The sequence below is a fragment of the Brachybacterium sp. NBEC-018 genome, assembly GCF_024860185.1.
Classification (GTDB): Bacteria; Actinomycetota; Actinomycetes; order Actinomycetales; family Dermabacteraceae; genus Brachybacterium; species Brachybacterium rhamnosum.
Genome location: NZ_CP100650.1, coordinates 3,765,994 through 3,787,642, shown reverse-complemented (window position 1 = coordinate 3,787,642; position 21,649 = coordinate 3,765,994). Strand labels below are relative to the sequence as shown.

The following is a 21,649-nucleotide window of genomic DNA, read 5'->3' as shown; positions in this document are numbered from 1 at the left end:
GTCCGTGCCCCCGCAGCAGCCGCCGTGGCAGCAGCCGTCGGGCCCCTCCCAGGGGCCCGGCGGCCCGCCCGCCCCGCAGCGGCAGCCCACCCCGCCGCAGGGGGAGCAGCCGGCCGCTCCTCCGCAGGAGGCCGCCGCCCCGCAGGTCCCGACGGGGCCGCCGACCGGCGGCGACCGCGTCGTCGACACGAGCTCCTCGGTAGGCGACGGCCTGCACAAGTGCCCGCGCTGCGGCAGCGCGGAGATCCGCTACTCGATCCCCGCCCGCGCCCTGGAGTGCGCGTACTGCCGCCACCGCTGGAACGAGGAGGTCGCGGAGCAGAAGTTCGGTCTGGACTCCTCGATCGCGGAGCTGCAGGGCCACACCCTCGCCTCCGGCACGGCCGACGTCCGCGAGGACCTCACCACCGTCACCCTGAAGTGCCAGGGCTGCGGCGCCGAGGTCGTCATCAACATCGCCGAGCAGATGCAGTCCCGCTGCCACTGGTGCCGGCAGACCCTCTCCGTCAACAGCCAGATCCCCGGCGGGGCCGTGCCCGACGCGGTGCTGCCCTTCCTCCTCACGCGGGAGGAGGCCGTCGAGCGGATCTCCGCCTTCGTCGACAAGCGCCGCACCTTCGCGAGCCCACGCTTCAAGCGCGAGTTCGTGCCGGACAACGTCATGGGCGTCTACATCCCCTACATGGTGGTCGACGGCAACATGCATGCCGAGCTGCGCGGCACGGGCGAGGTCACGACCCGCTCCTACACGGTGCGCCGCAAGGTGGGGGACAACTACGTCACCGAGCAGTACTACGACGCGGACGTCTACCAGGTCCAGCGCGGCTTCGACCTGCTCGTCAACGACCTCGCCGTCGAGTCCGCCCGCCGCTTCCAGGCGGAGGACGCCTCCCAGGCCACGAACAACGTCCTGAACGCGGTGCAGCCGTACGACACGGCGAACGCCGTCGTCTACAACTCGAGCTACCTCACCGGCTTCACCTCCGAGCGCCGCGACCTCAACGTCCGCGACCTCGACCAGGACGTCGAGGAGGACTTCCTCGCGATCGCCCGCTCCAAGGTGCAGCCCACCGTCGCGAACTTCGACCGCGGGGTGCGCTGGGAGCAGGAGGGCGTCGCCGTGCGCGGCACCCGCTGGGTGTCCGTGTACGTGCCGGTGTGGCTGTACAGCTACGCGGACAGCGCCAAGGGCGACGGCTCCCTGATCCACTACATCGCCGTCAACGGCCGCAACGGCAACACGATGGGCTCCGTGCCCGTCTCCCACCCGCTGATCTTCGCGCTCTCGTGCGTCCTCGGGACGCTCGCCGCGGTGATCGGCGGGGCCATCGGCCTCGCATGGTTCCTCAGCTGAGCCCGCACCGGAAGGACAGGACCCCATGAACGACCTGCTGCTCGCCCTCGCCGGCGATCCCGGCGTCACCACGCTGCTGGCCGGGAACTCCTCCGGGGACGGCGCCGCCGGGATCCTCTTCCCCTTCCTCGCGGGGCCCGCCGTCTTCATCGCGGTGTACCTCGGGATCTACCGCTTCTACCGCAACACCGACAAGCGCCACGAGTTCGAGCGCAAGACGGAGGTCTCCGTCGGCAACCTCAGGAGCGCCGACCGTCGCGTGGGCTCGAACAACCGCCAGCGCTCGCGCCGGATGAACGGCTCCAACGAGGACGACCACCTCGTGCGGGTGCAGCGGATCCAGGTGCGATGAGCACCCCGCGCGGGGGCGGTGGGAGCGAGGCCGACGCGATCGTCGTCGGCGCCGGGCTCGCCGGGCTCGTCGCCGCGTGCGAGATCGCCCGGGGCGGGCGGAGCGTGCTGCTGCTCGAGCGGGAGGGCGAGCAGGACCTCGGCGGGCAGGCCTGGTGGAGCTTCGGCGGGCTGTTCATGATCGACACCCCCGAGCAGCGCCGCCTCGGCATCCGCGACAGCCTCGACCTCGCCCGGCAGGACTGGCGCGGCACCGCCGCCTTCGACACCCCCGAGGACCACTGGCCCCGCCGCTGGGCGGAGGCGTACCTGCAGTTCGCCGCGGGGGAGAAGCGCTCCTGGCTGCACGCCCTGGGGCATCGCAGCTTCCCTGTCGTGGGCTGGGCGGAGCGCGGCGACGGCCGCGCCGAGGGGCACGGCAACTCCGTGCCCCGCTTCCACGTCACCTGGGGCACCGGCCCCGGCGTCGTCGAGCCCTTCGCCCGCCGCCTCGCCGAGCTCCGCGCGAGCGGGCAGGTGCGGCTGCTCACCCGGCGTGCGGTCACCGAGGTGCTCGTCGAGGGCGGCCGCGCCGTCGGCGTGCGCGGTGACGTGCTCGCCGAGGACCCTGCTCCGCGCGGGAGCGGCTCGAGCCGCGAGGTCGTGGGCGAGTTCGAGCTCCGTGCGCCCGCCGTGCTCGTCGCGACCGGCGGGATCGGCGGGAACGCGGAGCTCGTGCGGGAGCGCTGGCCCGAGGAGCTCGGCACCATGCCGTGCGACATCGTCCACGGGGTGCCGGAGAGCGTGGACGGCAGCGGCATGATCGCCGCCCACGCCGCGGGCGGCAGCTGGATCCACCAGCGGCGCATGTGGCACTACACCGAGGGCGTGAGGAACTGGGACCCGGTGTGGCGCGGCCACGGCATCCGCATCCTCCCCGGCCCCTCCTCGCTCTGGGTGGACGCCCGTGGGCGGCGCCTGTCCGCCCCCGCCTTCCCCGGCTTCGACACCATGTCGACGCTGCGCCACCTGCGCACCACCGGCCACGACCACTCCTGGTTCGTGCTCACGCCCGCGATCATCGCGAAGGAGTTCGCGCTCTCCGGCAGCGAGCAGAACCCCGATCTCACGGGCCGCGACTGGCGGCAGGTCCTCTCCCGGGTGCGCCCCGGCGCGCCCGGCCCCGTGCAGGCCTTCCTCGACCACGGCGAGGACTTCCTGCAGGCCGGGAGCGTCCCCGAGCTCACCGCCGCGATGAACACGCTCGTGGGGGAGGAGCTCGTGGACGCCGCCGCCCTCGAGCGGACGATCCGCGCCCGCGACGCCGAGGTCGTCAACGACTTCGGCAAGGACGCGCAGATCACCGCGCTGCGCGGCGCCCGCCGCTACCTCGGGGACCGGCTGATCCGGACCGCCGCCCCGCACCGCCTGCTGGACCCGGCGGCGGGCGGGCTCATCGCGGTGCGCCTGCACGTGCTGCTGCGCAAGACCCTCGGCGGGCTCGAGACGGACCTCGGCGGGCGCGTGCAGCGGGCGGACGGCACCGGCACCCTGCCCGGGCTGTACGCGGCGGGGGAGGCGAGCGGCTTCGGCGGCGGCGGGATGCACGGCCACAGCGCCCTCGAGGGGACCTTCCTCGGCGGCTGCCTCTTCTCCGGCCGGGAGGCCGGCCGCGGGATCGTGGCGGACCTCCGATGAGCGCGGGCCCCGGGCGCGGCGCCGGCCGCGCGCTGCTGATCACCGGCGCGGTGGGCGTCGGCAAGACGACCACGGCCGACGCGGTGGGCGATGAGCTCGAGGGGCGCGGGATCCCCGGGGCGGTCCTCGACGTTGACGCCCTGCGCCGCGCCTGGCCCGCCCCGCCCGGCGACCGCTTCCGCGCAGCCCTCACCCTGCGCGCCCTCACGGCGCTCTCCGCGATCCACCGCGAGGCCGGCGCGCAGGTGCTCGTCGCGGCCGAGGTCATCGAGGAGCGCTCCGCCCGCGACGCCTACGAGCAGGCGATGGGCCTCCCACTCACCGTGGTGCGGATCCGCACGCCGCGGGAGCTCGTGCGGGAGCGGCTCCGCGAGCGTCACGCCCTGGACCCCGAGGGCCTCGCGTGGCACCGGGACCGCTTCGACGAGCTCACCGCGATCCTCGACGCCGCCGCCGTGGAGGACGTGTCCGTGGAGCAGGTCGGCTCCCCGCGCGAGACGGCCCGCGCCGTGCTCGCCGCGGCGGGGATCGGGGACCGTCAGACCCGGTGACCACGCGGGCGGACCGCCCGCGTCGCGAGCGGTGAACTTAGGGTAGCCTCACCATATCGTCGCCCCGACATGAACTGCGGGCGGCCCGTCCCCGAGAGGCTCCGCTCCCATGCACGTCCCCCTCTCCCGGCGCGCCCTCCCGCTCTGCGCGGCCGCCCTCACCACCGCCCTCCTGCTCGCCGGCTGCGGCGGCGCGGCCGACGACGCCGCGGACGCCGCCGGCACCGGCAGCGGCGCCGGCACCCGCAGCGTCGAGCACGCCCGCGGCACGAGCGAGGTCCCCGCGGATCCGCAGCGCGTCGTCGTGCTCGAGCCGGTCGAGCTCGACACCGCCGTCGCCCTCGGCGTGACCCCCGTCGGCGCCGCCGTCGCGAGCAACGTCGCCGGCATCCCCGCCTATCTCGGCGTCGACGGCGTCGAGCCCGTCGGCACCGTCCCCGAGCCGGACCTCGAGGCGATTGCCGCGCTGAAGCCCGACCTCATCCTCGGCACCGAGTCGCGCCACTCGAAGCTCTACGACCAGCTCGACGCCATCGCGCCCACGGTCTACATGGCCTCCCAGGCGGATCCCTGGCAGGAGAACGCCCTGCTCGTCGGCGAGGCCCTCGGCCAGGAGGAGCAGGCGCAGGCGCTGCTGGACGACCACGAGCAGCGCTGCGAGGAGATCAAAGGCGAGCTCGACCTCGACGAGGGGACCACCGCGAACCTCATCCGCCCCCGCGACGAGACCACGCTCAGCCTCTACGGCCCCACCTCCTTCGCCGGCAGCGCCCTCGAGTGCGTGGGCCTGACCATCCCCGACCGCGAGTGGCAGGACGGTCTGCAGGCGGACCTCTCCCCGGAGAACATCCTCGACGCGAGGGCGGACCACGTCCTCGTGACCACCGCCGACGTCGAGGACGAGTCCACGATCCCGGCCTCCATCACCCAGAACGCCGAGGCGTTCCCCTCGGTGACGCTCGTGGACACGAGCTACTGGGTCTCCGGCGTGGGCCCCAAGGGCGGGGACCTCGTCCTGTCCGACATCGAGAAGATCCTCTCCGCGCAGCAGTGAGGACCGCACCCTCCTCGGTGTCGGCGCCGGCGGCGGCACCCGCGGCGTCCTCGCCGGTCCTCCGCCGCCGGCGCCGCCGCGCCGCGCTGGGCCTCGTGGGCCTCGGCGCGGCGCTCCTGCTCGCCGTCGCGCTCTCGCTCATGATCGGCTCGAACTCCCTGCCGCTGCCCGTCGTGCTCGAGGTGCTGCGCGGCGGGGGCGACGCTGAGGCGCGCTACGTCGTCGCCGAGCTGCGGATCCCGCGCACCGTCGCGGGGCTGGCCGTCGGGGCCGCCCTCGGCGCGGCGGGCGCGCTGATCCAGGCCTTCACCCGCAACCCGCTCGCCGATCCCGGGATCCTCGGGGTCAACGCCGGCGCGGCCTTCACGGTCGCCCTGGGCGTCGCGCTGCTGGGCCTGCGGGACGTCTCCGCCCTGCTCTGGCTCGCCTTCCTCGGCGCGCTCGTCGTGACCGTCGCGGTGTACCTCATCGGCTCCTCGGGACGGGGCGCCGCGGATCCGATCCGCCTCACCCTCGCCGGGGTGGCGCTCGGCGCGGTGTTCTCCGGCGTGACCACCGGCATGACGCTGAGCGACCCCGACGCCTTCGACCACATGCGCTCCTGGAACGCGGGCTCCCTGCTCGGGCGGGGCTTCGACGTGATCGGCCCGGTGCTGCCGTTCCTCGTGCTCGGCGTGCTGGGGGCGCTGCTACTCGCCCCGGGGCTGAACGCGCTCGCGCTCGGCGACGACGTGGCGCGCGCCCAGGGCGCCCGCGTGCGCGGCATCCGCCTCGGCGTGATCGCCGCCGTGACGGTCCTCGCCGGCGCGGCGACCGCGCTCGCGGGCCCGATCGGCTTCGTCGGCCTCATGGTCCCGCACGTGGCCCGGTGGCTCCTCGGCGTCGACCAGCGGGTCGTCATCGTGATCTCCGTGCTGCTCGCCCCGGTCGTCGTGCTGCTCTCCGACGTGCTGGGCCGGGTGCTCATCGCGCCCGCGGAGATCCCCGTGGGGATCGTGACCGCGTTCGTCGGCGCCCCGGTGCTCATCGTCCTCGCCCGGCGGAGGAGGGCGAGCACGCTGTGACGACCGTGATCCCTCGCCCCGCCCACTCCGCCCACCCCGCCCGTCGCGTACTGCTCGACGTCGGCCACCGCCGTCTCGTGCTGCGCCTCGCCGGCCGCTCCGCGACCCTGCGCAACCGCTCCCTCGTCACGGGCACGGTCCTGCTCGCCCTGCTGCTGGCCCTCGCTGTCGCGGCGCTCGGCCTCGGCACCTACCCGCTCTCCCCGGGCGCGGTGGTGCGGGTGCTCCTGGGCGGCGGCGAGGCGCTCGACCGCACCGTCGTCATCGACTGGCGGATGGCGCGGATGCTCGCCGCCGTCACCCTCGGCGGGCTCCTCGCCGTCGCCGGCGCCCTCGTCCAGACCGTCACCCGCAACCCGCTCGCGAGCCCGGACGTGCTCGGCCTGTCCAACGGCGCGTTCACGGGGATGCTGCTGAGCGTCGTCCTGGCGCAGGCGTCGTGGCCGCTCATGACGGCGGGCGCCGTCCTGGGCGGCCTGCTCACCGCCCTCGTGATCTGGGGCCTCGCCCGCCGCGACGGCGTGCAGGGCTTCCGCCTCATCGTCATCGGGATCGGCGTCGCCGCGATCCTCGCCTCCGCCAACACGTGGATGCTGCTCGAGGTCGAGCTCGAGACGGCGATGTTCGCCTCCGCCTGGGGGACCGGCTCGCTCAACGGGGTCACCGGCCCACCGCTCGCGGGCGCCCTCGCGTGCGCCGCGCCGCTGCTCGTGGTGCTCGCCGCCCTCTCCCCGCGGCTGCGGCAGCTCGATCTCGGCGACGACATGGCCACCGCGACCGGAGCCCGCCCCGGCCTCGTGCGCACCCTCGCGCTGCTCGTCGCGGTCCTGCTCGTCTCGATCGCGACCGCGGTGATCGGGCCTGTCGCCTTCATCGCCCTCGCCGCACCGCAGGTCGCCCGTCGCCTCGCCGCGACCCCGCACCTCTCCCTGGGCCTCGCCGCGCTCGTCGGCGCCGTGCTCCTGCTCGGCTCCGACCTCGTCGCCCAGCACGTCCTCCCCGTCACCCTGCCCGTCGGCGTCGTCACGGTCTCCGTCGGAGGCCTGTACCTCGTCGCGACCCTGATCCAGGAGATCCGCCGCCGTGCCTGAGCCCCGCCCCCGCCCCGACCGCCCCACCTCCCGGCTGCACGCCGAGTCGATCGCCCTCGGCTACGACGGCCGCACGATCGTCCCCGAGCTCTCGGTGACGATCCCCGACGCCTCCTTCACCGTGATCATCGGCCCCAACGCCTGCGGGAAGTCCACCCTGCTGCGCGGCCTCTCCCGGCTGCTCACCCCGGAGAAGGGGCAGGTCGTCCTCGACGGCCGCTCCATCTCGAGCCTCCCCGCGAAGGAGGTCGCCCGGCGCCTCGGGCTGCTCCCGCAGTCGGCCCTCGCCCCGGACGGCATCACGGTCGCGGACCTCGTCGCCCGCGGCCGCTTCCCCCACCAGGGCCTGCTGCGACAGTGGTCCGAGGCCGACGAGGCCGCCGTGCAGGAGGCCCTCGAGGCGACGGGCACCGAGGAGCTCGCCGCCCGCCGCGTCGACGAGCTCTCCGGCGGCCAGCGCCAGCGGGTGTGGGTCGCCATGGTCCTCGCCCAGCAGACGGACCTGCTGCTGCTCGACGAGCCCACGACCTTCCTCGACATCGCCCATCAGATCGAGCTCATGGAGCTGCTCGCGCGGCTCCACCGCGAGGGCCGCACGATCGTCGCGGTCCTCCACGACCTCCACCACGCCGCGCGCTACGCGGACCACATCATCGCCATGCGGGACGGCCGGGTGGTCGCCTCCGGCAGCCCCGCCGAGGTCGTCACGAGCACCCTGGTCGAGGAGATCTACGACCTGCCCAACGTCGTCATCGAGGACCCGATCACCGGCGGCCCGCTCGTGGTCCCGCGCGGCGCGCCGCTCCCGGCGCGTGAGGCGGGGACGCGGTGACCGCGCCGATCGCGCCGGGAACCGCAGGGGCGGGCATGCGGCCCTGGGAGTACAGCGCCTTCCCGGTGCAGGTGCGCCGACGGGAGCAGGTCAGCCCCGGCTTCGTGCGGATCACCCTGGGCGGCCCCGCGCTCGCCCGCTTCGCCCCGTGGGGGCTGGACCAGGGCATCAAGCTCGTCCTGCCGATGGCCGACGGCTCCGCCCCCGAGTTCGGGCTGCTCGACGAGCCCACCCCGCACCCGCGCGAGTGGTACACGCGCTGGAAGGCCCTCCCCGTCGCCGAGCGCAACGTGCTGCGCACCTACACCCCCTCGGCCATCCGCCCCGAGGCGGGGGAGATCGACGTCGACGTCTTCGTCCACGAGCCCGCCGGCCCGGCCTCGACCTGGGCGATGACCTGCGCGGTGGGCGACGGCCTCGTCCTCACCGGTCCCGACGTTCGCGCCGGCCGCACCGGGTACGGGATCCATTACGCCCCGCCGCGCGACCCGCCGCAGGTGCTGCTCGTGGGGGACGAGTCCTCCCTGCCCGCGATCCGCAACATCCTCGCCGCGCTCCCGGAGGGGACGGGCGGCGACGTGCTGCTCGAGCTCGCCGATCCGGCCGACGCCCTGCTCCCCGCGCTCCCGCCCGGCATCGCGCTCGAGGTGATCGGCCCGCGCGGACCTGCGGGGACGGCGCTCGAGGCGGGCGTGAGCGCCTGGGGCGCCCGCCGCCCGCACGCACCGGGGGAGGAGCGGTACGCCTGGGTCGCGGCGGAGTCCGCTGCGGCCGCACGCATCCGGCGCCGTCTCACCGCGGAGCTCGGCCTCCCCAGGAAGCAGGTCGCCTTCCGCGGCTACTGGACCCTCGGCGGCCCGCTCACCCTCTGAGCGCGCACAGAAAGGGCTGGTCAGCCGCCGGTGGGGCGCGCCCCCGGCAGCAGCACGGTCGAGAAGTCGTGGTCGCCGTGTCCCGCGGCGATCTCCGCCTCGAGGGAGGCGAGGGCCCCGCGCAGGGCAGGGAGGTCCGCGCCGGGGCGGGAGCCGTCGGCCCCGTCGGCACCGGTGGCCCCGTCGGACGCGGAGGCGACCGTGTCGATCATGAGCCGGGCGTCCTTCGCGATCGCATCGGCCGTGAAGTCGCCACCCTCGGTGCCGCGCTCGCCGCGCACGAAGGAGCCCTTCATGCCGGCGATGAAGGCGAGGCCCGTCGAGCCGAGCATGTCGAGGGTCTCCTCGTCGCTCACCCCGGCGGCAGCGCCCAGGGCGAGCGCCTCCCGCAGGCCCTGCGCGCTCACCGCGAGGGCGAGGTTCGCGAGCAGCTTCCCGGTCGCCGCGGCCCGGGCGGAGGCCACGCCCCGCAGCCGCTCCGGATCCGCCCACGGCGCCACGAGGTCGAGCACCTGCTCGCGCAGGGCGTCGTCCGCCGTGCCCACGTAGACGCCGAGCGCACCGGCGCGGGCCGGGCCGAGCGTGCCGACCACGGGCACCGCGACGTAGGTGGGGACCGCGGCCGCGAAGTCGTCGGCATCGGCGGGGGAGACGGTCGTCGTGTCCACCCACGGCACGCCTGCGGGGACCAGCCCGGGCGCGAGCACCGTCTCCCGCACCGCCGCGGGTCCGAAGAGCGAGGTGACGATCAACTCGGCGCCGTCCACGGCCTCCGCCGCCGTCGGCGCCACCCGTGCTCCCGCCTCCGCGAGCGGGGCGGTGCGGGCGGCGGTGCGGTTCCACACCGTCAGCTCGTGCTCGGTCAGCAGGTGACGGGCCAGCTCGGTGCCCATCCGTCCGGTTCCCAGGAAGGCGATCCTCATGCCGCCAGTCTGGCACCGTGACCGTTCCCGGCGCCGTCCGGTCCGGGGCCCGGGAAGCGCACCGGACATTCTCGGAGTGTTCACCCACGGCCCCGGCCCCGGCTGGCGAGCCGCACCGGGAGCCGTGCATGATGGAGCCCATGACCTCGAAGATCACCCGTCGTGGAGCTCTCGCCGCCGCAGCCGCCGCCGGACTGGGGGTGCCCGCCGCGGGCACCGCGGCCCGCGCCGCCCAGCCGGCCCTCGGGCGTCGCGGCGAGGGGGTGCGGATCGCGACCTACAACGCCTCGCTGAACCGCGCCTCCGCCGGGCAGCTCGTGAAGGACCTCGAGTCCGGGACCGACGCGCAGATCCGGGCCGTCGCCCAGGTCATCCAGATGAACAACCCCGACGTCCTGCTCGTCAACGAGTTCGACGTCGACGAGGAGGGCCGCGGCGCGGACCTCTTCCGCAGCAACTACCTCGAGGTCAGCCAGAACGGCTGCACCCCCGTGCACTACCCGTACGTGTACTCCGCACCGGTGAACACCGGTGTGCCGAGCGGCCTCGACCTCGACCGCGACGGCACCGTGGGCGGCGCGAACGACGCCTGGGGCTTCGGCGAGTTCCCCGGCCAGTACGGGATGCTGCTGCTCTCCCGCTTCCCGATCCTCACCGAGCAGGTGCGCACCTTCCAGAACCTCCTGTGGAAGGACATGCCCAGCAACCTCCTCCCCACCGAGTTCTACGGCGAGGAGATCTCCGCGCAGCTGCGGCTCAGCTCGAAGTCCCACTGGGACGTGCCCGTGCAGATCGGCACCTCGACGCTCCACGTGCTGTGCGCCCACCCCACCCCGCCCAGCTTCGACGGGCCGGAGAAGCGCAACCAGCGGCGCAACAACGACGAGATCCGCCTGTGGGCGGACTACCTGCGCGCCGGGAAGTCCTCCCGCTGGATCGTCGACGACGCCGGGACCGCCGGCGGCCTCGACACGAGCGCCTCCTTCGTCGTCCTCGGCGACCACAACTCCGACCCGCTCGACGGCGACTCCTGGCCCGGCGCGATCGACCAGCTGCTCAAGCACCCGCGGATCCAGGACCCCCGCCCCACGAGCACCGGCGCGGTCGAGGCCGCGACGGAGCAGGGCGGCGTGAACCTCGAGCACGGGACCGACCCGAAGTACGACACCGCGGACTTCGGCGAGAACCCGCGCCCCGGGAACCTCCGCGTGGACTACGTGCTCCCCTCGAAGAACCTCAAGGTCACCGACGCCCGCGTCTTCTGGCCGAAGAAGGGCGAGGCCGGCAGCGAGCTCACCGGCGAGTACCCCTTCCCGACCTCCGACCACCGCCTGGTGCGGGTGGACCTCCGGATCACCGGCCGCTGAGCCGGCCACCCGGCGGCGGGGGAGCGGGCGCTAGGGTCGGCCCATGACTGACGCGCTGCCCCCGGTCCTCGACGTCCCCGCCCTCCACGAGCTGCTCGCGCAGGAGGGGGCTGCGGTGCGCCTGCTCGACGTGCGCTGGGCGCTCGACGGCTCCAAGGGCCACCACTCCTACCTCGAGGGGCATCTGCCGGGCGCGGTCTACGTCGACCTCCCCACCCAGCTCGCCGCCCCCGCGGATCCCGCCGCCGGCCGGCACCCCCTGCCCTCCCCGGAGGCGTTCGCGGCGACCCTCCGCGGTCTCGGGATCGACGCGGGCACGCGCGTGGTCGCCTACGACGACACCGACCGCTCGCCCTCGGCCCGTCTCGTGTGGATGCTCCGCGCGATCGGTCAGGACGCCGCCCTCCTGGACGGCGGCCTCGCCGCCTGGGACGGACCGCTCGAGAGGGAGGACGTGCGGCCGGAGCCCGGTGACGTCGGCCCCCGGGAGTGGCCCGCGGCCGCGATCGCCGGGATCGACGAGGTCGCCGCGGCGGAGGGCCCCGTGCTCGACGCCCGCGCCCCCGAGCGCTACCGCGGCGAGGTGGAGCCCGTGGACCCGCGTGCCGGCCACGTGCCCGGAGCGCTGAACCTGCCCTATGCCGGGAACCTCGACGAGCAGGGCCGCTTCCTGCCGCCGGAGGCGCTGCACGAGCGCTTCACCGGCGCGGGCCTCGACCCCGACCAGGAGGTGCTCGTCTACTGCGGTTCCGGCGTCACCGCGACCCACGACGTGCTCGCCCTGCAGCGCGCGGGGTTCTCCCGCGTGCGTCTGTTCCCGGGATCGTGGTCCGAGTGGAGCAGCGACCCGCAGCGCCCGGTGGCGACGGGCCCCACGCCCTGAGCGCGACCCGCTGAGCCCGGCCCGCGCGCGCCGGGCTCAGCCGCGGGCGACCTCGCGGATCGCCTTCACGATCCGCTCGTGCCGGCGCCGCTGCTCGTGCTCGCCGCCCGGGGCGACGTCCTGGCCCAGCGCGGCCGCCCAGATCGGCACCATCTCCTCGCGGTAGGAGTGCCCGTGCCCGCCCTGGGCGCGCACCGAGAGCGGCATGTCCAGGGCGACCTGCCAGAAGGTGATCCACGGGAACCAGCGCATCGCCGGGGTCACGTCGTGCCCCACGCGCTCGCGCAGCCAGTCGGGCTCCTCCCACAGCAGGGACGGCCGCCACCAGGCGACCGGGTCGGAGGGGTGCTGGGCGTAGACCACGCGCGGGGAGCGCCACGGCTCGTACAGCCCGCCCCAGTAGTTGCGGTGCAGGTCCCGGGGCCGGGTCACGACCCGCACGTGCCGGCCCTGGTCGATGATCGGCGCGATCGCGGGGGATCCCGGCCGGGAGCGGCCCGTGACCTGCTGCCACAGCGGGGTGAAGGACGGGGTGCCCGTCCAGACGGCGCCGTCGACCTTCGCGAGCAGGTCCGGGAGGTCCCGGAACGCCGCCTGGCCGCCGAACGAGCCGAGCGACTCTCCGGCGACGAACAGCCGGGGCCGGCTCCCCGGCTCCATCGCGTCGAGCCGTCGCCGCACGGCCTGGAAGAGCAGCCGCCCGGCCTGCTTGGGGCTGCGCCGGTCCACGACGTAGCTCAGCCCCGAGGTGTAGACGGAGTACTGCATCGACGCGGTCGCGCAGTCCCCGGCGGTGAGGAACTCGATCGCGGAGAGCGACCACTCCTGCAGCCAGCCGGTCCCGGTGCCCGTGAACAGCACGAGCACCTCGCGGTCCCAGGCGCCCGTGCGGTCGAGCTCCGCGAGCACCGCCTGCACCGTCTCCTCCATCGTGCGGGAGGTCGACTTCCCCGCGTACACGCGGATCGGGTCCATGGCGGGAGCGCCGATCGCCGCGGAGATCGCCTCGGGGCTCGCGCCGCCCGAGACGATCTTGCGGCCGGGGGCCCCGAGGGACGGCCACGACTCGTGGGAGGCGGGGCTGCCGGAGCGGGCGGGGGAGTCCGGGCGCGGCACGTTCGGGGAGATGAGCCGGTTCGCGGCCTCCGCCTGCTCGATCATCTGCTCGAGCACGCGCCCGCGGATCAGGCGGTCCACGGCGACGGCGACCGTCGCGAGGGTCAGCACGAGGGACACCGCGCCCAGCAGACGGGTGGGCAGGTACGGGCGCAGCAGGGCGCGGTAGAGATCCGCGGTCGCCCCGATCGCGCGCACCGCCGCGAGCACGCCGAGCGAGGCGCCGAGCCCCGCGGCCGTCCCCACGAGGTGCGTGGCGAGGTTCTGGGGGCGCTGCTGGACCAGGTGGCTGATCTCGCGCTGGCGCAGCACGCCCCGCACCCACGAGTAGGCGGAGATCCCGATCAGTGCGGAGGCGCCGAGCAGGCGTGCGCGGCGACGGTGGTCCTCGGCGATGCCGACCTCGAGGCCGAGCGCCGCGGCGCCGCGGCGCACGAGCCGCTCGGCGAGCACGCCGGTCGTGTAGCCGTAGGACTGCGACAGCCCGATGTTCACGGCCCACATCCACCAGGTGCGCGGGAGCATCGACGGGGTCGTGGCGACCCAGCCCGCGGCCGCGGCGCCCAGGAAGCCGCCGCTCGAGAGCGGCCGGGTGACCTCCGCGCGGCGCACGCCGCGGCGGGTCGCGCGCGTCACCGAGCGCAGCGTGCGGGCCGTGCGGGTGAGCAGGTGGGCGAGGCGGGGAGCGGAGGGGCCAGGGCCTGGTCGCATGGTTCGAGGCTAGTCCACGGGGCCTCCGTCGGACCCCCTGCGAAGGTCCATCCCCGTAGGCTGGGACGATGAAGATCCTGCTCCCGGACACCATGCCCCTGGACCCTGCGCTGCCCGAGGGCTGGGAGGCGGTCGAGGTCGACGCGCGCGCCCCGATCCCCGCCGCGCACCACGACGCCGAGGCGATCGTGCTGTGGGGACCCAGCCGTTCCTACCTCGAGTCCGCCGCGCAGGACCTCAGCGGCGTGCGGCTCGTGCAGTCGCTCTCCGCCGGGGTCGAGAACATCGTGGCCGCGGGCTTCCGCGACGGGGCCGTGGTCACGACCGGGGCGGGCCTGCACTCGCTCACCGTCGCCGAGCACACCGTGGGCCTCGTGCTCGCCCTGCTGCGCAGCCTTCCCGCCTCCCTCGCCGCGCAGTCGCGCCACGAGTGGGACCGCTCGATCGGCGGCCTGCAGCCGCTGAACCCGCCCGAGCGCCTCAACAGCCTCGTCGGCGCCGAGGTGCTCATCTGGGGGTTCGGTCAGATCGGGCAGACGGTCGCCCCGGTGCTCGCCGGGCTCGGCGCGCACGTGCGCGGCGTCGCCCGCAGCGCGGGGGAGCGGTCCGGCTTCGAGGTGATCGCGGAGGCCGACGTCGCCGCCGCGCTGCCCGCGACCGACGTGCTCATCGACATCCTCCCCGCGACCGCGAGCACCGCCCACGCGATCGACGCGGCCGTCCTGGACGCCCTCCCGGACCGCGCCGTCGTGGTGAACGTGGGCCGCGGCGCGACCGTCGACCAGGCGGCGCTGCGGGAGGCGCTCGTCGCCGGCACGATCGGCGGCGCCGCGCTCGACGTCACCGACCCCGAGCCGCTCCCGCAGGACGATCCGCTGTGGGACGCGCCGCGGCTGATCATCACCCCGCACTCCGCGGGCGGGAAGCCCGTGGGCGCGGATCAGCGGATCGCGGAGAACCTCCGCCGGCTCGAGGCGGGCGAGGAGCTGCTGCACCCCGCGGGCTGAGTCCCCTCAGCCGCGGGCGAGCCGCGCGGCGAGCTCCTGGACCGCGAGCGCGGAGGTCTGCGCGACCTCGTCGAGCTCGAGGTGGAACTGCTGGCCGGCCGCGGGACCGCACAGGTCGGAGACGGCGCGCAGCGCCGCGAAGGGCACCCCGAGGGCCTCGGCCGTGCGGGCGGAGGCGGTCGTCTCCATGTCCGCGCTGAGCGCGTCGGGGAAGCGCTCGCGCATGGGGGCGGCGAGCGGGGCCGTCACGAAGGCGTCGCCCGCGAGCATGAGGCCGCGGCGCACGCCCGCGCCCTCGTCGACCGCCCGGGCGGAGGCCTCCGCGAGATCCGCGATCGCGGCGTCGGCGACATGGCGCTCGGGCCCGCCCGGCACCTGCCCCGGCGCGTAGCCGAAGGCCGTGGCGTCCGCGATCGACCAGGTGAACGCGTCGCCCACGACCAGGGTGCCCACCTCGACATCGGCGGCGAGGCCGCCGCACGAGCCGGCCGCGACCGCCGCCCGCGGCCGCAGGGAGAGGATCGCCCAGGTCGCCGCCGCGGTCGAGGCCGCGACGCCGATCCCCGTGGTGACCACGGCAGTGTCCTGGCCGCCGAGGGACCCGCGCACGGCCGCGACCCCGGCGAGCGGGACCGCGAGCGGCTCGGCGTCCGCCATGAGCGCGGTGATCGCGGCCGCCTCCTCGGGCATGGCCGCGAGGACCAGCAGCGGTCCGGCGGGACGGGCGGGGGCATCGGGGCCGACGGGCACGTCGGAGGCTTGGGTCATGACCGTGAATCTATCGTGCAGGCGGGTTCGTTAGGCTGGGGGAGACCGTCGGCGAGGCGACCTGCGGGTCGCAGGCAGGAGGCAGCAATGGGACGCATCGGGGACGTCGTGCTCCAGGGGGCGCGCACCGTGCGCCGGATCCCGATCCCCTCGGCGGTGTCGCTGCCCGCCCTGCGCGAGGCGCGCCGTGCGCGCCCGCAGGCCGGGGTGCTCAAGCGGCACGGCGTCGAGATCGAGATGATCGGCCGCACCCGCTGCGTCTGGCTCGACGAGCACCGCGCCGACCAGGGCGTCATCGTGCACCTCCACGGGGGCGCCTACGTCTCCGGCCCCTTCGCCTCGGACTGGGCGTGGCTGTCGCGGCAGGCGGAGGCGCAGGGCTGCGCCGCGCTCATGGTCGACTACCGCACGGCCCCCGACCACCAGCACCCCATCGCGATCGAGGACACCGAGTCGGTGCTCGCCGCGCTCGCCGCCGCAGGCCGTCTCGAGGCGCCCTGGGTGCTCACGGGCCAGCACTCCGGCGGCGGCGTCGCCCTCACCGTCGCGCGGCGCCTGATCGAGCGCGAGGACGTGCCGTCCCCCGGCGGGGTCGTCGTCATGTCGCCGTGGCTGGACCTCGAGCTCGCGAACGCGGGCATCTCGGAAACGGGCGAGTCGGATCCCGTGCACGAGCGCCGGGCGCTGCGCGACGCCGCCCGCGCCTACGCCGGCCGCACGCCGCTGGACGACCCGGAGCTCTCCCCGATCAACGCGGGCCATCGCGGCCTGCCGCCGGTGCACCTCGGCGTCGGGATGAAGGACCTGTTCCTCTCCGACGTCCGCGTGCTCCGCCTCCAGCTCGAGGAGGAGGGCGTCGAGGTCGCCCTGCGCGAGGTGAGCGGCCGCCTGGGCCTGCAGCTGTGGCAGCGGCGCGGCGAGGACGTGGACCGCCTGCACCGTGAGCAGTCCGAGGCGATAGGGCGCGCGCTCGGCCGCTGAGGCCGGGCGTCCCGCCCGGAGCGGGAGTGCGCTCTAGCTCTCGACGATGACGAGGGCGGCGCCGGACTGCGCGGGCGTCCAGCGGCGCGAGGGCAGCAGCTGCACGATCCCGGCGACGAGCAGTCCGTGGCCCGCGATGTACGTCGCCATGACCCACACGTCGCTCATGGGGATCGCGGCGCCCGGGAGGAACCAGTCCATCGCGAGCACCGAGCTCGAGACGAGGAACAGCGTCCCGCCGACCCAGGTCAGCGGGTTCCCGCCGGCCGCGATGAAGGCGGTCACGCCGAGGCCCACCGCATAGGCCGCGACGAGCGGGAGCTGGCTGCCCGCGCCGTCCGCGCACGCGACGAAGAGCCCGATGACGACCGCCCCGTAGGGGATCGCGAGCGCGAGGCGCATGGGGTCGCGGTTGTGCGCCCACTGCGGGGCCAGGGCCGCCGCGTAGAGCAGCAGCGCCACGAGGAAGGCCACGGGGGCGATGAGGTGGCTCGGGTCCGGGACCAGCTGGCCGAGCGAGTCCCCGGCCCAGGCGGCGACGAGGCCGCCGAGGGTGAGGACGGTCGTGCGCTGCATCCGCGGCGCGGCGGTGACCACGGCGGCGATGAGCAGCGGAGCCAGCAGCGGCTGGGTGAGCCGGCGCAGCGTCTCGGCCTCCGCCGCGACGGCGAGCACGTGAATCACCCCGATCAGGGCATAGCTCCCCCAGATCGCGACATGAGCTCGTCGACACAGGGGCACGGCTCCAGGCTATGGAGGTTTCCGCCGCCGTGGCCAGCGGGAATGCAGGGTGCGCGGGGCACGGCTTGGTAACGGCCGGGCACGGTCGGGTAACGGTCGCGTCACCCGGGGCCGTGCCCGGCGTCGTCACATCTGCTGCGGGGCGGTCACGCCGAGCGCGTCCAGACCCTCCACGAGCACCCGCTCGGTGAGACGCGCGAGGGCGAGGCGCCCGGCGCGGACGCCCTCGTCGCTCTCCTTGAGGATGGGGGAGGCGTCGTAGAAGGCGGTGAAGGCCTGCGCGAGCGAGAAGAGGTACGCGGCGAGGCGGTGCGGCTCGTAGGCGGCCCCCACCTGGGTGAGGACAGGGCCGTACTGCAGCAGCTGCAGCGCGAGCGCCCGCTCCGCGTCGTTCTCCACGAGCGGCGCGGCGGCCGCGGTCACGCCCTGCGCCTCGGCGCGGCGCCCGATCGAGCGGATGCGCGCCACCGCGTACTGCAGGTACGGGGCGGTGTTGCCGGTGAGGGCGAGCATCCGGTCCAGGTCGAAGGTGTAGTCGGAGTCGTGCGCGGTGGAGAGGTCCGCGTACTTCACGCCGCCGATCCCGATCGCCCGGGCGATCTGCGCGCGCTCCTCCTCGGGGAGGTCGGGGCGCAGCTCGTCGATGACGGTGCGGGCCTTCGTCACGGCCTCCTCGAGCAGCGCCGCGAGGCGCAGCGAGACGCCGGAGCGGGTGCGCAGGATCTTGCCGTCCTCACCGAGCACGGAGCCGATCTTCACGTGGGTCGACTCGACCTCCGCGGGCAGCCAGCCGGCCTCGCGGGCGGTCTCGGCGACCATCGAGAGGTGCAGCTCCTGCGAGGTGCCCACGACGTAGGCGATGCGGTCCGCGCCGAGGTCCCGCACCCGGCGACGCACGGCGGCGAGGTCCGTGGTCGCATAGCCGTAGCCGCCGTCGGACTTGCGGACGATCAGCGGCAGCGGCTGCTCGTCGCGGCCGGTGAACCCCTGCGGGAAGACGCACAGGGCGCCGTCGGAGATCCGGGCGAGGCCGTCCGCCTCGAGCTCCTTGCAGACGATCTCGAGGTCCGCGTTGTAGGTGGACTCCCCGGCGAGGTCGTCGTCGGTGAGGGTCACGTCGAGCAGGTCGTAGATCCGGTGGAAGTACTCCTTGGACATGCCCACGAGGTCCGTCCAGATCCGCAGCGACTCCGCATCACCGGACTGCAGGGTCGCGACGCGCGCACGGGCCCGCGCGGCGAAGCCCGTCGCCTCCGGGTCCGCGTCGAACTTCGCGCGGGCGGCCTGGTAGAAGGCGTTGGGATCGGTCGTCAGCAGGCCCGCCTCGTCGCTGTCCTCGCCCACCTCGAGGAGGTGCTCGATGAGCATGCCGAAGGGGGTGCCCCAGTCGCCGATGTGGTTCTGGCGCACGACCGTGTGGCCCAGCTTCTCCAGGGTGCGGGCGATCGCGTCGCCCACGACCGTGGTGCGCAGGTGGCCCACGTGCATCTCCTTGGCGACGTTCGGCGCCGAGTAGTCGATGACGACGGTGTCCACGTGCTCGGGGACGGGGACGCCGAGCGCCTCGTCCTCCGCGAGCTCCGCGGCCTGCGCGGCGACCCAGTCGGTGCGCAGGCGGATGTTGAGGAAGCCCGGTCCGGCGATCTCCGGCGTCTCCGCTACGCCCTCGAGGTCCACGGCGGCGAGGATCTCCGCGGCGATGTCGCGGGGCTTGCGTCCCAGGCGCTTGGCCAGGCCCATCGCGGCATTGCACTGGAAGTCCGCGAACTGGGAGGGACGGATGATCGGATCGGCGTCCGCGTACTCCGGCCCGAAGGCGGCGACGAAGGCGGACTGGAAGCGCTCGGTCAGCGCGATCTCGGGAGCAGGCATGGGATCCAGCGTACTGGGGAGCGGACACGGGGGTCTTCCCCCTGTCGGCCCGGCCACACCGCCCCTACCGTGGAGGCCATGCGCTCCCTCATCACCCTGGTCCTGAACATCATCTGGCTGCTGACGGCCGGCTGGTCCCTGTTCCTCGCCTACGTCGTCGCGGGCCTCCTCGCGTGCCTGCTCGTCGTGACGATCCCCTTCGGCCTCGCCTCGTTCCGCATCGCCGGCTTCGTCATCTGGCCCTTCGGCCGGGAGGTCGTGGACACCGGCCGGGCGGGCGCCGCGAGCGCGATCGGCAACGTGATCTGGTTCCTCGTGGCCGGCTGGTGGCTGGCCCTCGGGCACGTGGTCACCGCCGTCGCCCAGGCCGTGACGATCATCGGACTGCCCCTCGCGTGGGCGAACGTGAAGCTGATCCCCGTGACCTGCTTCCCCTTCGGCAAGGACGTCGTGGACTCCTCCTCGCTGCGCGCGCAGATGTTCCCGACCGCCCGCTGACCTGCCTCACACGCGGCGCGCCGTCGCCTCCGGGCGGGCCGGCGCTTCGTAGAATCGCCCCGGAGGAGTGCGCATCGGCGCACACCGGCTCGCAGGACGAGGAGACGCAGGGACGATGGCAGGGACGAGGACAGGCGATCCACGCCGCGGGGACAGCCCGGACGACGCGGACTGGATCTTCGCCTCCTCCGATCCGCGCACGCTCCCCACGGAGCGCCTGCCCTCGCGCTCGGAGTTCGACCGCTACGCCGCGCCCCTGCTCGCCCGCCGCGAGGAGCCCGCGCTGCCGCCGGGGGAGGGCGAGACCGCGGACCTCTCCGAGATCGACGCCGCCGCCCTCCGCGCCGCGGGCAAGCCCCGTCGGCCCCGCCCGGCCGTGGGCCGCGGCGACGAGCCCGACGCCGCGACCGGCGTGATCCCGGCCGTCGACGGCGAGGACTCGGCCGGCGAGGGGACCCCGGGCGAGGACGGCGACACCGGCGCCGCGGCGCCGCGGCGCAGCTACGCGCGCTCCGGCACGACCCCGAACGCGGAGGACGACGGCCGCGCCCAGCTCTCCACCATCACCATCCCCGCGCGCTTCCAGGACCTCGGCATCTTCGACGCCCTCCGGGACGTGCTCGCCCTGATCTGCCTGCTCGCGGCGCTCACCACGAGCTTCACCCTGGGCGCGCTGCCGGTCGTGGACCTCGTGGGCCGGATCGCGCTCGGCGTCGCCCTCGTGGCCCTCGTCGCCGTGCACCTGCTGCGCTGGATCCCGGCCACCCCGAACCTGCGCCTCGTGCGCGCCGTGCGGATCATCGGGCTCCTGCCCGCCCTGCTCACCGCGATCGGCACGATCGTCGCGGACCTCGTGCTCTCCGTGCCCGTGCTCTTCGCCTCGCTGCCCGACGGCCCCCCGGTGGGCCTCGGCGTGGGCGTCTCGCTGCTGCTGCTCGGATCGGTCGTCGGCATCGAGCCGCGCGCGCACGAGGGCTACGTGCCCCAGCAGCGGGCCCGCAGCTGGTCCCGCCGCCTGCTCGGGGGCGTCGCCGGCGCGGCGGCCCTCGCGCTGGTCGTGGCCCTCGTGATGATCGTGGGCCGTGTCTTCACGACCGGCTGGCAGTACTCGCTCAACACCTTCGGCAGCACGGTGATCTCCGTGGTGCTGCTGGGCATCGTGCTGGGCTCGGCGCTGCGGCCGGACCTCCTGGGCCGCGACCGCTCCTGGTTCGTGTTCTCGACCGGGGCCGTGGGCGGGCTCGTGGTCCTCGCGCTCGCGGACAACACCGTGCGCCTGCAGTTCGCGGCGCCCGCGAGCTTCGCGACGAGCTACGTCTACCTGCCGTTCCTGTTCGCGGCGTTCGGCCTGATGATCTCCCGCTCGTTCGTGCGCTCGATGCCGGTCTCCTTCCGCCGCGCGGACTGGCTCGTGTACACGGTGCGGGCGATGGAGTTCAGCGCCCTCCTGCACGCCGCGGCGGTGCTGTGGCACCTGCTCGCCGCGATCACCGGGACCGCCGGGATCACCCTGGGCGGCCCCGTGCTGCACCTCGTCGACGCCGCCGTCTGCGCGTGCTTCGTCGCGGTGTCGCTCTTCGCCCGGAAGGCGCTGCTCGAGCGGCCCGCGGCCCTCGCCCGCGCGACGGGCGTCGTGGCGAGCGTGGTGCTCGTGGTCGTCGGCTTCCTCGACATCATCGTCAACTCGATCGCGATCGGCGCCGGTGCGGGCCTGACCACCGGCGGCACCGCGCTCGCGGTCGGAGTGGCCGCGGCGCTCATGCTCACCGTGCCCGCGCCCGTGCGCGACGAGTTCGGCGCCCCGGACCTCTCCCGGATGTTCGCGGACTTCCGCACCCACGGCTCCGGCCGCGAGTCGCTCCTGGCGCGCGTCCCGGACGTCACCGAGGAGCGCTCGCGCAAGAAGAGCTTCCCCGGCTCCTGACCCTCCGCCCGG

General features: G+C 74.9%; 20 protein-coding genes. 15 read left to right on the top strand and 5 right to left on the bottom strand.

What is annotated here, in order from left to right:
* Positions 1-4: 4 nt before the first annotated feature.
* The 9 genes from NLU66_RS17330 (at position 5) to NLU66_RS17290 (ending at position 8,846) form a co-directional block, all read left to right on the top strand.
* Positions 5-1,354 carry a TFIIB-type zinc ribbon-containing protein gene (locus tag NLU66_RS17330; protein ID WP_259360840.1) on the top strand — a complete coding sequence of 450 codons (1,350 nt, stop codon included), beginning with the start codon at positions 5-7 and terminating at the stop codon, positions 1,352-1,354.
* A gap of 25 nt (positions 1,355-1,379) precedes the next feature.
* Positions 1,380-1,706 (top strand): hypothetical protein, encoded by a 327-nt coding sequence (locus NLU66_RS17325; protein WP_259360839.1) that lies wholly within the window; start codon positions 1,380-1,382, stop codon positions 1,704-1,706.
* A complete protein-coding gene (locus NLU66_RS17320; protein ID WP_259360838.1) occupies positions 1,703-3,382 on the top strand; it encodes an FAD-binding dehydrogenase in 1,680 nt (559 codons plus the stop codon). Before NLU66_RS17325 ends, NLU66_RS17320 begins: the two co-directional genes overlap by 4 nt.
* On the top strand, positions 3,379-3,933 hold the full coding sequence (locus NLU66_RS17315; RefSeq protein WP_259360837.1) for an adenylyl-sulfate kinase: 555 nt from the start codon (positions 3,379-3,381) through the stop codon (positions 3,931-3,933). The genes NLU66_RS17320 and NLU66_RS17315 overlap by 4 nt, the downstream gene beginning before the upstream one ends.
* A gap of 109 nt (positions 3,934-4,042) precedes the next feature.
* Positions 4,043-4,987: an ABC transporter substrate-binding protein gene (locus NLU66_RS17310; protein WP_259360836.1), complete on the top strand. Its 945-nt coding sequence runs from the start codon at positions 4,043-4,045 to the stop codon at positions 4,985-4,987.
* A 17-nt stretch (positions 4,988-5,004) separates the two neighbouring features.
* Positions 5,005-6,051, top strand: coding sequence for an iron chelate uptake ABC transporter family permease subunit (locus tag NLU66_RS17305; protein ID WP_259360835.1), 1,047 nt, complete (start codon positions 5,005-5,007; stop codon positions 6,049-6,051).
* Positions 6,048-7,142, top strand: coding sequence for a FecCD family ABC transporter permease (locus NLU66_RS17300; RefSeq protein ID WP_259360834.1), 1,095 nt, complete (start codon positions 6,048-6,050; stop codon positions 7,140-7,142). The genes NLU66_RS17305 and NLU66_RS17300 overlap by 4 nt, the downstream gene beginning before the upstream one ends.
* Complete coding sequence (locus NLU66_RS17295; protein ID WP_259360833.1) at positions 7,135-7,974, top strand: ABC transporter ATP-binding protein; 840 nt, start codon at positions 7,135-7,137, stop codon at positions 7,972-7,974. Before NLU66_RS17300 ends, NLU66_RS17295 begins: the two co-directional genes overlap by 8 nt.
* Positions 7,971-8,846: a siderophore-interacting protein gene (locus tag NLU66_RS17290; RefSeq protein WP_259360832.1), complete on the top strand. Its 876-nt coding sequence runs from the start codon at positions 7,971-7,973 to the stop codon at positions 8,844-8,846. Before NLU66_RS17295 ends, NLU66_RS17290 begins: the two co-directional genes overlap by 4 nt.
* Before the next feature lie 20 nt (positions 8,847-8,866).
* Here the strand turns inward: NLU66_RS17290 and NLU66_RS17285 are convergent, their stop codons facing one another.
* Positions 8,867-9,769: an NAD(P)-dependent oxidoreductase gene (locus NLU66_RS17285; RefSeq protein WP_259360831.1), complete on the bottom strand. Its 903-nt coding sequence runs from the start codon at positions 9,767-9,769 to the stop codon at positions 8,867-8,869.
* 140 nt (positions 9,770-9,909) lie between these two features.
* On the opposite strand from NLU66_RS17285, the gene NLU66_RS17280 reads away from it, so the two are divergent.
* Both NLU66_RS17280 and NLU66_RS17275 read left to right on the top strand, forming a co-directional pair.
* Positions 9,910-11,136 (top strand): endonuclease/exonuclease/phosphatase family protein, encoded by a 1,227-nt coding sequence (locus tag NLU66_RS17280; RefSeq protein WP_259360830.1) that lies wholly within the window; start codon positions 9,910-9,912, stop codon positions 11,134-11,136.
* A gap of 43 nt (positions 11,137-11,179) precedes the next feature.
* Positions 11,180-12,019 carry a sulfurtransferase gene (locus NLU66_RS17275; RefSeq protein ID WP_259360829.1) on the top strand — a complete coding sequence of 280 codons (840 nt, stop codon included), beginning with the start codon at positions 11,180-11,182 and terminating at the stop codon, positions 12,017-12,019.
* 36 nt (positions 12,020-12,055) lie between these two features.
* Here the strand turns inward: NLU66_RS17275 and NLU66_RS17270 are convergent, their stop codons facing one another.
* The gene (locus tag NLU66_RS17270) at positions 12,056-13,846 is read right to left on the bottom strand and encodes an alpha/beta hydrolase (RefSeq protein ID WP_259360828.1); all 1,791 of its coding nucleotides are present in this window, start codon (positions 13,844-13,846) and stop codon (positions 12,056-12,058) included.
* A gap of 68 nt (positions 13,847-13,914) precedes the next feature.
* Between NLU66_RS17270 and NLU66_RS17265 the strand changes: the two genes are divergently transcribed.
* The gene (locus NLU66_RS17265; protein ID WP_259360827.1) at positions 13,915-14,853 is read left to right on the top strand and encodes an NAD(P)-dependent oxidoreductase; all 939 of its coding nucleotides are present in this window, start codon (positions 13,915-13,917) and stop codon (positions 14,851-14,853) included.
* A 6-nt stretch (positions 14,854-14,859) separates the two neighbouring features.
* On the opposite strand, the gene mtnN is transcribed toward NLU66_RS17265, so the two are convergent.
* Positions 14,860-15,621 (bottom strand): 5'-methylthioadenosine/S-adenosylhomocysteine nucleosidase, encoded by a 762-nt coding sequence (gene mtnN / locus NLU66_RS17260; RefSeq protein WP_259360826.1) that lies wholly within the window; start codon positions 15,619-15,621, stop codon positions 14,860-14,862.
* Between the two features lie 87 nt (positions 15,622-15,708).
* Between mtnN and NLU66_RS17255 the strand changes: the two genes are divergently transcribed.
* Positions 15,709-16,602, top strand: a complete 894-nt coding sequence (locus NLU66_RS17255) for an alpha/beta hydrolase (protein ID WP_259360825.1) — start codon at positions 15,709-15,711, stop codon at positions 16,600-16,602.
* 33 nt (positions 16,603-16,635) lie between these two features.
* Here the strand turns inward: NLU66_RS17255 and NLU66_RS17250 are convergent, their stop codons facing one another.
* Both NLU66_RS17250 and argS read right to left on the bottom strand, forming a co-directional pair.
* Positions 16,636-17,286 carry a lysoplasmalogenase gene (locus tag NLU66_RS17250; RefSeq protein ID WP_259360824.1) on the bottom strand — a complete coding sequence of 217 codons (651 nt, stop codon included), beginning with the start codon at positions 17,284-17,286 and terminating at the stop codon, positions 16,636-16,638.
* A gap of 183 nt (positions 17,287-17,469) precedes the next feature.
* Positions 17,470-19,215 (bottom strand): arginine--tRNA ligase, encoded by a 1,746-nt coding sequence (argS, locus tag NLU66_RS17245; protein WP_259360823.1) that lies wholly within the window; start codon positions 19,213-19,215, stop codon positions 17,470-17,472.
* A 78-nt stretch (positions 19,216-19,293) separates the two neighbouring features.
* Between argS and NLU66_RS17240 the strand changes: the two genes are divergently transcribed.
* Entirely contained in the window at positions 19,294-19,713 is a 420-nt protein-coding gene (locus NLU66_RS17240; protein ID WP_137768896.1) for a YccF domain-containing protein, read from the top strand.
* Positions 19,714-19,828: 115 nt separating this feature from the next.
* On the top strand, positions 19,829-21,637 hold the full coding sequence (locus tag NLU66_RS17235; protein ID WP_259360822.1) for a hypothetical protein: 1,809 nt from the start codon (positions 19,829-19,831) through the stop codon (positions 21,635-21,637).
* Positions 21,638-21,649 lie beyond the last annotated feature (12 nt).